General features: G+C 72.6%; 12 protein-coding genes. 3 read left to right on the top strand and 9 right to left on the bottom strand.

Features of this window, described 5'->3' with window-relative positions; genetic code table 11:
• Positions 1-14 precede the first annotated feature (14 nt).
• The 9 genes from ABD236_RS12875 to ABD236_RS12835 form a co-directional block, all read right to left on the bottom strand.
• Complete coding sequence (locus ABD236_RS12875) at positions 15-773, bottom strand: SDR family NAD(P)-dependent oxidoreductase (RefSeq protein ID WP_344073684.1); 759 nt, start codon at positions 771-773, stop codon at positions 15-17.
• Entirely contained in the window at positions 773-1,156 is a 384-nt protein-coding gene (locus ABD236_RS12870; RefSeq protein ID WP_344073683.1) for a holo-ACP synthase, read from the bottom strand. Before ABD236_RS12870 ends, ABD236_RS12875 begins: the two co-directional genes overlap by 1 nt.
• Positions 1,153-3,618, bottom strand: coding sequence for a beta-ketoacyl-[acyl-carrier-protein] synthase family protein (locus ABD236_RS12865; RefSeq protein ID WP_344073682.1), 2,466 nt, complete (start codon positions 3,616-3,618; stop codon positions 1,153-1,155). Before ABD236_RS12865 ends, ABD236_RS12870 begins: the two co-directional genes overlap by 4 nt.
• A 105-nt stretch (positions 3,619-3,723) precedes the next feature.
• Entirely contained in the window at positions 3,724-4,722 is a 999-nt protein-coding gene (locus ABD236_RS12860) for a glycine cleavage T C-terminal barrel domain-containing protein (protein ID WP_344073681.1), read from the bottom strand.
• 46 nt (positions 4,723-4,768) lie between these two features.
• Positions 4,769-5,260 (bottom strand): 3-hydroxyacyl-ACP dehydratase FabZ, encoded by a 492-nt coding sequence (gene fabZ / locus ABD236_RS12855; RefSeq protein WP_344073680.1) that lies wholly within the window; start codon positions 5,258-5,260, stop codon positions 4,769-4,771.
• Entirely contained in the window at positions 5,257-5,538 is a 282-nt protein-coding gene (locus ABD236_RS12850; RefSeq protein WP_344073679.1) for a phosphopantetheine-binding protein, read from the bottom strand. Before ABD236_RS12850 ends, fabZ begins: the two co-directional genes overlap by 4 nt.
• A gap of 75 nt (positions 5,539-5,613) precedes the next feature.
• Complete coding sequence (locus tag ABD236_RS12845; RefSeq protein ID WP_344073678.1) at positions 5,614-6,360, bottom strand: SDR family NAD(P)-dependent oxidoreductase; 747 nt, start codon at positions 6,358-6,360, stop codon at positions 5,614-5,616.
• On the bottom strand, positions 6,357-7,331 hold the full coding sequence (locus tag ABD236_RS12840; protein WP_344073677.1) for an ACP S-malonyltransferase: 975 nt from the start codon (positions 7,329-7,331) through the stop codon (positions 6,357-6,359). The genes ABD236_RS12845 and ABD236_RS12840 overlap by 4 nt, the downstream gene beginning before the upstream one ends.
• Positions 7,328-7,774 (bottom strand): holo-ACP synthase, encoded by a 447-nt coding sequence (locus ABD236_RS12835; protein ID WP_344073676.1) that lies wholly within the window; start codon positions 7,772-7,774, stop codon positions 7,328-7,330. The genes ABD236_RS12840 and ABD236_RS12835 overlap by 4 nt, the downstream gene beginning before the upstream one ends.
• A gap of 455 nt (positions 7,775-8,229) precedes the next feature.
• Between ABD236_RS12835 and ABD236_RS12830 the strand changes: the two genes are divergently transcribed.
• From ABD236_RS12830 to ABD236_RS12820, 3 genes are all read left to right on the top strand, one after another.
• Entirely contained in the window at positions 8,230-8,694 is a 465-nt protein-coding gene (locus tag ABD236_RS12830; protein ID WP_344073675.1) for an acyl-CoA thioesterase, read from the top strand.
• An 86-nt stretch (positions 8,695-8,780) separates the two neighbouring features.
• Positions 8,781-10,181 (top strand): FAD-binding oxidoreductase, encoded by a 1,401-nt coding sequence (locus tag ABD236_RS12825; protein WP_344073674.1) that lies wholly within the window; start codon positions 8,781-8,783, stop codon positions 10,179-10,181.
• Positions 10,178-11,665: a flavin-containing monooxygenase gene (locus ABD236_RS12820; RefSeq protein ID WP_344073673.1), complete on the top strand. Its 1,488-nt coding sequence runs from the start codon at positions 10,178-10,180 to the stop codon at positions 11,663-11,665. Before ABD236_RS12825 ends, ABD236_RS12820 begins: the two co-directional genes overlap by 4 nt.
• Positions 11,666-11,670 lie beyond the last annotated feature (5 nt).

Genomic DNA, 11,670 nt, shown 5'->3' with positions numbered 1-11,670 from the left:
CCTCGGGGGAAGCGTCACAGGGCGGTGAAGCCGCCGTCGACGACGAGTTCGGTACCGGTGACGAAGGACGCGGTCTCACAGGCCAGGAACCGCACCGCCGCGGCCACTTCGTCCGGGCGCGCCGGGCGGCGCAGAGGGGTGCGCGCGGTCACGTCACCCACGAACTCCTGGGGCACCGACGCCGTCATGGGGGTGGCGACCATGCCGGGCGAGACGGTGTTGACGCGGATGCCGAAGGGGGCCAGTTCGACGGCGGCCGCGCGGGTCATGGCCCGTACGGCGCCCTTGGCCGCGTGGTAGGCGAAGGCGGCGCCGGAGCCGACCATGCCGTAGATGGAGCTCACGTTGACGATGGAGCCGCCCCCGGCCGACCTCAGACAGGGGGCGGCGGCCCGCATCCCGAGCCAGGTGCCGCGCTGGCAGGTGTCCACCACACGGTCCCACTCCTGGGGGGTGCAGCCCTCCAGGCCGTGGATACCGAGCGTTCCGGCGTTGTTGACGAGGACGTCGAGGTGGCCGAAGCGGCGGCGGGCGAACCGGGTGGCCCGCTGCCAGGAGTCGGGGTCGGTGACATCGAGGGGGTGGCCGACCGCGTTGCCGGTGGTGCGGCCGTCGTTGAGCTCGACCGCGGCCGCCCGGCAGGCCTCTCCGTCCAGGTCCGTGACCACGACGCCCATGCCCTGGTCGAGCAGGGCCCGGGTCACGGCGCCGCCGATGCCGCCGAGCGCCCCGGTGACCAGCGCCACCCGGGCGTAGGGGCCCGGCGCGCGCATCACCGCTCCCCGCCGGTGGGGAACCAGGCGAGGGCCGCCGCGTATCCGCGGGCGTGGGTCAGCGAGACCCGGGGTGTCGCCAGACCGCGCTCGCCCATCCAGCGGGCCAGTGCGCCACGGACGCGCAGGACCGGTGCCTCGTCCGGGCCGCGGCGGACCTCCATGTCCTGCCAGGGCGGGCGGCCCGGCCAGCCCAGCAGGTGAGCGGCCGCCTCCTTGGCCGCCTTGCGGGCGGACAGGTGCTCCTCGGCGCGGGCCAGGGAGTGCGCGTAGGCGAGTTCGGTGTCGGTCAGCCAGTCGCTCCAGCGCGGGTCGTGCCGCTCGGGGCAGTGCCGGGGCGGGCTGACGCGGACGACGGGCCCCTCGGGGGCGGGGTGGCTCATGCCGCCTCCTCGGTGGTGTCCGTCTGCTGCCAGGGGGCCAGGACCAGGGAGACGTAGGTCCCTCCCCAGTTGGCGGCGGTGACGACACATGCCTTGCCGGCGGTCCTGGGGGCGGAGTCGAGGTAGGGGCCCATCCCGTCGAGCGGCTGGGCGAGGCCCGGCAGACGCGGGCTCCAGCCGGTGCGCAGCGTCTCGGTGGCGCAGACGGCCGACATCAGCGCCGAGGTGCTGGGCACATGGCCGGTGTACGGGCTGAGGTTGGTCAGCCGGACCGTGCCGGGCTGCCACACCTGGGCGACCGCGGCCGCCTCGGCGCGGTCGATCGCGGCGGTGCCACGGGCGTCGCCGAAGACCGTGCCCACGTCCGAGGCGGCGACACCGCCGTCGGCCAGGGCCCGCCTGAAGCTCTCCGCCCAGGCCTCGCCGGACGGGTCGTTGCCCGCGACGCGGTGGCCGTCGCTGGTGATGGCGTGCCCCTTGACCTCGGCCAGGATGGTGGCCCCGCGCGCCAGCGCGTGCTCCAGGGACTCCACGACCAGGGCCGTGCTGCCCGCCCCGAGGACGGCGCCGGTGGGGGTGGCGCTGTAGGGGCGCGGGCTGTCCTCGGCGAGTAGGCCGACCCGGTCGAACCCGAAGTGCAGCAGCGGGGTCAGCTCGTCGGCGCTGACGGCGAGCATCACGTCCGCCTCGCCCCGGCGGATCAGGTCGGCCGCGTACCCGAGACCGCTGAGCCCGGAGGCGCAGCCGGTGGCGAGGGTGGACAGTGGACCGCGGATCTGGAGTGCCAGGCAGGCGTGTCCGGCGGCGGCGTTCATCACCGAGTTGGGGAAGAGCCGGGGGTTGACGCGGTGCGGGCCCTGGGTGCCGATGGTCTCGCTGAGCTGCTCCACGGTCTCGACCGGTCCGCTGAAGGTGCCGAACACCATGCCGATCCGGCCCGCCTCCGCCTTGGTGACGCGCAGTTCGGCGTCGTCCAGGGCCAGTCGGCTGGCGGCGAGGGTGAGCAGGCCGATCTGGTCGAGCCGGCGGGCGTAGGCGCGGTCCACGTGGCGGCGGCACTCGGCGGTGTCGACCTCGGCGGCCAGACCCGTACGGGAGCGGCTGAAGTCGCTCAGCTTGGCCGGGCCCACCGCGCTGCGGCCCTCGCGCAGCGCGTCGAGGAACGCCTGGCGGCCGCTGCCGAGCGCGGTGACCGGGCCCGCGCCGGTGATGACGACGCGGTGCGCGGCCGGGGTGCGCGCCGGGGCGGGCCCGCTGCCCAGGACCAGGGAGCAGTTGTTGCCCCCGAACGCGAAGGAGTTGGAGACGACCACGTTCAGTTCGCGCGGCCGTGACCGGTTGGGCACGATGTCGCGGGGCAGCTCGCGGGTCTCGTCGACGTTGACCGTGGGCGGCAGCACACCGTCGCGCAGCGCCATCACACAGGTGGCCGCCTCCATCGCCCCGGCGGCGCCGAGCATATGACCCACCTGCGACTTGGTGCTGCTCATGGGCGCGGCGGTACGGCCCTGGAACAGCGCGTCCACCGCTTTGGTCTCGGCGCTGTCGTTGGTGGGTGTGCCGGTGCCGTGCCCGTTGACGTAGTCGATGTGCTCGGGGCCCAGACAGGCCTGCGCCAGACCGGCGCGCATCGCGCGGTTGGCGCCGTCGCCCGCCGGGTCGGGGGCAGTGGCGTGGTAGGCGTCGCTGGTCAGCGCGTACCCCAGGACATAGCTGAGGATGTCGGCGCCGCGCCCGCGGGCGTACGACTCCGATTCGAGGACCAGGAAGGCCGCGCCCTCGCCGAGGTTGAGGCCGGTGCTGCGGGAGTAAGGGGCGCACGGCTCGGAGTCCAGCGCGTTGAGGCTGTCGAAGCCGGCCAGGGAGAGGATGTCGAGCACGTCGACGCCCCCGGCGATCATCACGTCCGCCCGGCCCTCGCGGATCGCATCGGCGGCGAACCCGATGGAGTTGGAGCCGGCGGCGCAGGCGTTGGAGATCACCACCTTGGGGCCCTTGAACCGGAACGCGATGCTGAGCGCGTCCGCCGAGGTGTACAGGGGGTAGGTGAAGAGCAGGTCGGCGCGGGTGGACCCGGGGCCGTCGCGGAGCAGGTCCCAGTGGAACTGCTCGCCGTGGTCGAGACCGCCCACGGAGGTCCCCACCGCGATGCCCATGCGGTACGGGTCCTGGCCGTCCTCGGGCAGCCGGGCGCTGTCGACGGCCTCCTGGGCGGCGGTCAGGGCCAGCGAGGTGGCCCGGTCCACGCGCCCGCGCAGCCGGGGGTGGGAGGAGGGGGCGGCGGCCGCCTCGCCCGAGTACTGGCAGCTGAGCGTCGACACGTCCAGCCGCTGGGTCTTGGCGATGCCGCTCTCGCCGGCGCGGATGCCGCGCCAGACGTGCTGTGCGCCGTTGCCGAGCGCACAGCTCAGGCCTATTCCGGTGATGGCCACGCCTTCGAGGCGGTGGTTGCTGAGGCTCATGACTTCTCCTTGCGTGCCGAGAGTGGTGTGCCGAGGGCTCGGCGTGCTCGTGAGCGGGGCGCCGGGGGAGGGCGGGGCGGGCCGGTGCCCGCCCCGCGTACCGCGTCAGTCCAGCGCGACGTCGAGGCTGGTGGCGGTGAGGAAGGGGGCGGAGACGGTGCGCAGGGCGGTGCCGCCGTCGGCGAGGGCGAACTCCTGGCCGGAGGCGGCCACCGCCGCGTCGACCTGGGCGGTGCCGATCACCCGGCTCAGACGTGGCGACCAGACCGCGTGGGTGACCACCCCCACCTCCGCGTCGCTGACCGCCAGGACGGCGCCGTGCGCGGGGCGCTCGGTCATCTCCTCGGCACCGACCCAGCAGACGGGCCGGCGCGGCTGGTCGGCTGCGCCCGCCGGCTCCTTGCCGGGCTCGATCATCCACTGGAGACCGAGGTCGAACGCGGTGGCCCGGCCGTCGGCGGCCTCGTGCTCCACGCTGGCGAAGCGGACCTCCATCCGGCACACGTCGACCGCGTCCTTGCCGCACTCCACCGCGCCGAGCCCGGTGAACTCGGCCCGCAGCGCCTCTCCGGCGCCGGCCGGGGCGAAGAACTTGTAGCCGTACTCACCGGTCACCCCGGTGCGGGAGACGGTCAGCGAGCGGCCGTCGTGGTCGGTGGTGACGAAGCTGCGGTACCCCATGGAGGCCACCGGGAAGGGGAGGTACTTCTGCGCGATGCGGAAGGACGCCGGTCCCTCGACGGCCAGCACGTCGTACTCCTCGCTCACGTCCTGCACGGTGGTGTCCGGGGCGAGGGCGCCACGGGTGAGCAGGTGCTCGGTGGCCTCCGCCGCCTGGGCGGGCCAGATCTCCACCAGGTAGTGGCCGGTGTGGCAGTGGACGAGCACCTCGGACAGGAGCGTGCCGTCCGCGCGCAGCAGCAGGGCGGTCATGCTCTGCCCCTCCAGGAGGAACTCGACGCCCCGGGTGGCCACTTGGCCGAGGAAGTCGGTGGCCCCGGGGCCGGAGACCCGGACCAGGCCGATGTCCGCGTAGTCGAGCAGCCCGCACGACTCACGCAGTACGGCGTACTCGTCAGGGGTGTTGGTGTAGGCGGTCTTCATGGGTGCTCCTAGGGAATTCGTGACGACGTGAAGTGGGGGTGGGGAGTCAGGCTTCGCGTTCGGTGACGGCCAGCCGGACGGTGAGCACCGGCTCGCTGCCGACGGAGGCCTGGCCGGTGACCGAGATCAGGCCGCCGACGCGGGGGCCGCTCTGGAGGCGGAAGACCACCTGGTCGCCGGGGACGACGGGCTTGAGGAACTTCGCCTGGCGGATCTCGGCGAGGTAGCCGACGCGGTCGGCGACGTCGCCGACGATCTCGCCGGTGGCGCGCAGGGCGCCGGCGGTGCCGTAGACGACGGCGGCGAGCTGGGCCACACACTCCACGAGCAGCACACCGGGGTAGATCATGCGCCCGGGGAAGTGCCCGGCCAGGACGGCGTCGGACGAGGTGATGTTCTTGATCGCCTCGGCGCTGGTGCCCGGCTCCAGGGCCGTGACCCGGTCCAGCAGGAAGAACGGGTGGCGGTGCGGCAGCAGCCGGGCGATGTCGTCGGCGCTCAGGACGGCGCCGCGCGCCGGGGTGGAGTGCTCGCTCATGACTGCTCTGCCTGGATGTGGTCGAGCAGCCGGTTGAGGGAGAGCAGGCTGTGGGTGTCGTCGTCGGTGATGGTGACGCCGAAGGTGTCCTCGACGGCCATCGCCAGTTCCAGGGTGTCGATCGAGTCGAGCTCCAGACCGCGGCCGAACAGCGGCTGGTCGTCGCCGATGGCGGCCGGGTCGACGTCCAGCGCCAGCCGGTCCACCAGCAGCGTCTTGACCTCCAGGGCCAGCTCGTGCCGACGCGCGGCGTGGGTGGTGGCTTCTTCCAGGGACATGACCATGGGGTGTCTCCGATTCCGGTGAGGGTGGGGATAGGGGATAGGGGGATCGTCGGTGGGCGGGCCCGTGGCTCAGCTGATGAGTCCGCCGTCGACGACGAGTGAGGTGCCGGTGATGTACGAGGCGGTGTCGCCGAGCAGGAACCGCACGGCGGAGCCCACCTCCTCGGGGCGGCCGATACGGCCCAGCGGGATACCGTCGAGGCTCTCGGCGAGCCGGTCGGCCGGCATCTGGCGGGTCATCGCGGTGTCCACGAACCCGGGGACCACCGCGTTGACGCGTACGCCGTACGAGCCGAGCTCCTTGGCCATCGACTTGACCATCGCCAGGACCCCGGCCTTGGAAGCCGCGTAGTTGGCCTGGCCGGCGGGCGGGTTGAAGGCGCTGGTGGAGCAGACGGTGACGATGGATCCGCTGCGCCGGCTCGCCATCATCCGCCCGGCGGCCCGGCAGCAGAGGAAGGCGCCGGTGAGGTTGGTGTCGATCACCTGCCGCCACTTGGACTCGCCCATCATGACCGCGTAGCCGTCCTGGGTGATGCCCGCGTTGTTGACCAGGGCGTCCAGGCGCCCGTACCGCCGGCGGATGTCCCGGTACATACGGTCCACGTCGTCCGGGCGGGAGATGTCGGCCTGGACGAGCTCCGCGTCGGGCCGCACCTCCCGCACGGTGTGCAGGGCGGCCTGGGCCTGTTCGGGGTTGCCGCGGTGGTTGAGGAGGACAGTGGCGCCGGCCCGGGCCAGGTCGGTCGCGACGGCGAGTCCGATTCCCTTGGTGGCCCCGGTGACAAGCGCGATGCGTCCTTCGAGTTCGGTCACGAGCTGTCCTTCGTTGTCGCGGTGGTCAGGTGGGTGTCGACCGGGTGGCGGGGGGAGGTGCGCAGGGCGTCGTGGACGCCCAGGTGGGTGGCCTCACGGGCGCTCTCGCGCCCCAGCCCCGCCAGCACCCGCCCGGGTCCGGCCTCCACGAAGAGGCCGACTCCCCGCTCGCGCAGGGTGGTGACGGTGCGCCGCCACTGCACGGGGCGCAGCATCTGCCAGGGCAGTTCGTCGTGGTACTCCTCGATGTCCTCGACCACCCGGCCGGTGGTGCTGGAGACGAGGGGGGTGCGGGGCGGGTGGAGCCGGGCCCGGGCCAGCTCGGCGGCGAGCGGCGGCAGCGCCGGTGCCATCAGGGGGGAGTGGTAGGCCCCGCCGACCGCCAGCTGCCGTGCCCGCAGCGCTCCGAGGGCCTGCGCCCGCTCGACGACGCGCCGCACCGCCGGGGTGCTGCCGGAGACGACGGCCTGGCGGGGGGAGTTGACGTTGGCGACCGTCACCAGGTCCGTGTCGTCGCACGCCTCCCGGCACATCCCGCGGACCAGGTCCAGGGGGAGTCCCACGATCGCGGCCATGGACCCCGGGGAGAGGCGGGCCGCGTCGCGCATGGCCCGGCCCCGGCAGGACACCAGCCGCAGGGCGGTGTCCAGGTCGAGGCTCCCGGCCGCGTACAGGGCGGTGAACTCCCCGAGGCTGTGCCCGGCGACGTACGAGGGCCGCAGCCCCTGGGCGTACAGCCGGGTCAGTGCGGCCGCCGACCAGACGAAGACCAGGACCTGGGCGATCTCGGGGTCGGTGAGGGTGTGCGCGTCGGCCGTGGACATCAGCTCCGCGACCGGCAGGCCCGTCACCTCCTCGGCGCGGGCGACGACCTTCGCGGCCTCGTCCCCGAACCGGTCGGACTCGCGTCCCATGCCGGGGAACTGGCTGCCCTGCCCGGGGAAGACGAAGGCGGTGCAGGCGCCGCTCATGGGGTGCTGCCCTCCGGCTCGACCGGGGTGCGGGCGGCGGCCCACGCGGCGGCCATGTCGTCGCCGATGTCGTGAGCGCCGCCCACCATCTCCACCCCGCGTTCGGTGGCCCAGCGCTCCAGTTCGCCGTGCAGGCGGACCGGCCAGGCGGGCTCGCCGGGCGCGACCTCGACCTCGATGTCCTTGAACGCCGCGCCCTTCGGCAGCCCCCCGACGGCCTTGACGACACCTTCCTTGACACCGAACGCCTTGCCGAGGAGCCGCTGGTGCGGTGTGTCCGCGTCGGCGCCGTCCTCGGCGGCCCGGCGCTCGGCCAGGGTGAAGACGCGCTGCAGAAGCTCCCCCTTGGTGCGGGCGACCGCCAGGTCCCAGCGGCACAGGTCGACGAGGTCGATGCCCGCCGCGTGGACGTCGCGGGGCATGGCGCGAAGAATTTCTGACATTTCCATCGACGACTCCTGTCGCTGCGCGATGGCGGAGAAACGGAAGACGGGACCGGGGGTGACCGGAGGAATTGTTTTCCCAAGAGGAAATGGAATTCCTGGAGGGAGAACAGGCTTTCCGGGTGCTGTTCGGCGTCCCGTCACAAGGAAGAAGTTAGGGACCGCCCGGCATGCGTGTCAACCGATCTGTCGCGGTTGTCCCTTTCTCTTACCGGCCGTGAAAGCCCTCTTTTCCAGGGCTGTAAGGGATGACAGAAACGCGTAAGATTTCGCAGCTCAGCGTCATGATGGAAGGCGTTGAGTAATGCTTTCAAGGCCTTGTTGACGGGCTCGTATTCCTCTGCATAGCCTGCTGATGTCGATGCGGCTCGGTTCCGCATTTCGGCGCTCGTCGAGGAATTCAACATTCCTCCGGGCGTGCCTTTTCTGAACCCCTGTGAGAGAAGAGAGGCGTCATGCCGCGCTGGGTTGAAACGGTTTCCGCCATCGAGGGCTGGAATCACATCGATACGACCGCCCGGGTCCGCTGGGGCGAGTGCGATGTGCAGGGCCATGCCTACTACGCCAGCTACGTTCCCTGGTTCGACCTCGGGCGCGAGGCGTTCGCCCTCGCCGTGGGCGTCGACTTCTGGAACTACACGATCACCACGACGAACTTCCGGGCGCGCTTCCACGAGCCGGCCAAGTACCTGGACGACCTGACCATCCGGACCTGGGCGGTCACCCCGCGGCGCCATCTGGAGTGCCACTACGAGATCTACCGCACCAACGGCGGACGCCTCCTCGCCGAGGCCCATTCGGTGCACTCGCTCGTCGACCCCGCCACCGGCCGACTGATGCGCGCCACCGACGAACTCCACGACAAGTTCGAGGAGTTCATGGAGCGCCGCCGCGCCGAGGCCGCCGCCCTGCACGCCTGACCGCCAGCACGCCTGACCGTCAGCACCGGCGGGCCGCCGCGGCACCCGCCTTCTCCCCGAACGCCGAACGCCCCAGGAGGCAAGGCATGAACTCCCCCGCCCTCGACCAGTTGCGCGCCGCGCTGCGCGGACAGGTGATCACCCCGGACGACCCGGAGTACGACACCGTGCGCCGCGTCTTCAACGCGATGATCGACCGTCGGCCCGCGCTCATCGTGCGCTGCCTCGGCACCGCCGACGTCATCGCGGCCCTGGCCCACGCCCGCGAGGCGGGCCTGCCGGTCGCCGTGCGCGGCGGCGGGCACAGCATCGCCGGCCACGGCACCTGCGACGGCGGCCTCCTCATCGACATGTCCCTGATGCGGGCGGTGCACGTCGACCCCGCGCGCCGCACCGTACGGGCCCAGGCCGGGGCGACGCTGGGCGATGTGGACCGCGAGTCCCAGGTCCACGGCCTCGCGGTGCCCAGCGGCCAGGTCTCCGAGACCGGCATCGCGGGCCTCACCCTCAGCGGCGGTATGGGCATGCTCCAGAGGAAGTACGGCCTGACCTGCGACAACCTGCTCTCGGTGGACATGGTCACGGTGAACGGGGAGCTGGTGACCGCAAGCGCCGAACAGCACACCGAGCTGTTCTGGGCCGTGCGCGGGGGCGGTGGGAACTTCGGCGTCGTCACCTCCTTCGAGTACCGGGCGCACCCGGTGGGGCCGATGATGCTCGCGGGCATCGTCGCCTACCCGGTCGAAGAGGCCCCCGCCGTCCTGGAGTTCCTGCACCAGGAGATCGCGAAGACACCGGACGAGCTGAGCACCGACGTCGTCTTCCTGCGGGTGCCGCATCTGGAGTTCTTCCCCGAGGAGCACCAGGGCCGGCCCGTCGTCGGCTTCTTCCTGCGGTACGCCGGTGACGTGGAGGACGGCTGGGAAGTGGTGCGGCGCTTCCGCGAGTTCGGCGAGCCGCTCATCGACGCCATCGCCCCGATGCCGCTCGTGCACGTCCAGTCGATGCTGGACCCCGCCAACCCGCGGGACCACCAGCAGTACTGGACCAGCGAGTTCCTGCCGGAGTTCGGTCCCGCCGAGCGGGAGACGGTGGCGCGCATCGGCGCGGACCTGCCCTCGCCCGAGACCGTGCTCCAGGTGATCCCGTTCGACGCGGAGCCCACCCGGATCCCCGCCGACGCCACCGCCTTCGCCCACCGCGAGGAGAGCTGGCTGATCCACATCGTCGGCCAGTGGGCGGACCCGGCCGACAACGACCGGTGCCGCGCCTGGGTGCGTGACGCGGGCGCCCGGCTGCGGGCCTTCGGGACGGGCGCGGCCTACCTCAACCTGCTCAGCGAGGACGACGCGGACATGCGGGTCAGCGCGTTCTGGAACGACGCCCGGCTGCGGCGCCTCGCCCAGGTCAAGGCCCAGTACGACCCGGACAACCTGCTCCGCTTCAACCACAACATCCCGCCCGCCCCGGCCGGGGACGAGCGGTGAGCACGGCAGCCGCCGGACGGCGCGTGAGGGTCGCCGTCGTGGGCGCGGGATTCGGTGGCCTGGGGGTGGCCATCGCCCTCAAGCGGGCCGGCCACCACGACTTCGTCGTCCTCGACAAGGCGCCCGGGATCGGCGGCGTCTGGCGGGACAACACCTACCCCGGCGCGGCCTGCGACGTGCCCGCCTCCCTCTACTCGTACTCCTTCGGCCCCCGCTACCCCTGGTCGCGGAGGTATGCCCCGCAGACCGAGATCCTCGACTATCTGCGCTCGTGCGTGGCCGCCCACGGCCTCGGCCCCCATCTGCGGCTGGGGCAGGAGGTCACCGAGGCCGTCTTCGACGAGGACCAGCTGGTGTGGCGGCTGCGCACGGCGGCCGGGGAGACCGTCGAGGCGGAGGTGTTCGTCGCCGCCTGCGGCCAGCTCAACCGGCCGGTCGTGCCCGCCATCCCCGGCGCGGAACGCTTCACCGGACGCGCCTTCCACTCGGCTCGGTGGGACCACGGACACGCGCTGCGCGGCCGGCGGGTGGCGGTGGTCGGGACCGGTGCGAGCGCCCTCCAGATCGTTCCGGCCATCGCCGACGAGGTGGAGCACCTGACCGTCTTCCAGCGCTCGGCCCCCTATGTCGTCCCCAAGTGGGACCGCGTCCTGGACACCTCCCGGAGCCTGCCCCGCCCGGTGCGGGACCTGCGGCACAAGGCCGCGCGGCTGGGCTGGTGGCTCTTCAACGAGTCACTGGTGAGCGGGCTGACCCGGCGCTGGCCCACCATCGGGCTGACCCGACGCGGCAGCGAGGCGCAGCTGACCAAACAGCTCACCGACCCGGTGCTGCGGGCGCGGCTCACCCCCACCACCGCCATCGGCTGCAAACGGGTGGGCATCTCCAGCACCTACTACCCGGCGCTGCAACGGCCCGACGTCACCCTGGTGACCGAGCCCATCACGGAGCTGACCGAGACGGCGATCCGCACCGCCGACGGCGTCCGGCACGAGGTCGACACCATCGTGTACGCGACCGGGTTCGCCACCACCGACTTCCTCGGCCCGCTGAGGGTACGCGGACGGCGCGGCGCGGAGCTGTCGCGGCTGTGGAGCGACGGGGCCCGCGCCCATCTGGGGATGACGGTGCCGGGGTTCCCCAACCTCTTCCTCGTCTACGGCCCGCACACCAACATCGGCGCCGGGTCGGCCGTCTACATGATCGAGAGCCAGATCCGGTACATCAGGGCGGCGGTCCGCGAACTGGTCAAGGGCACCCGGGCCTACCTCGAAGTGCGGCCCGAGGTCGCCGAGGCCTTCGACGCCGAGATGACCCGGCGGACCCGGCGCTCGGTGTGGGCGACCTGCACCAGCTGGTACCGCCACCCCTCGGGCCGGGTGACCAACAACTGGCCCGGCCAGACGGTGGAGTACCGCCGCAGGACCGCGCGCCTCGACCTCCGCCACTTCCGCCCCGCCGTGCCCCGGCAGCGCCGGCCGTGACGCCG

Origin of the sequence: Streptomyces crystallinus (assembly GCF_039521265.1) — a bacterium.
Lineage (GTDB): Bacteria > Actinomycetota > Actinomycetes > Streptomycetales > Streptomycetaceae > Streptomyces > Streptomyces crystallinus.
The sequence above is the reverse complement of the archived record's forward strand: the minus strand, read 5'-3'. Positions and strand labels throughout refer to the sequence as shown.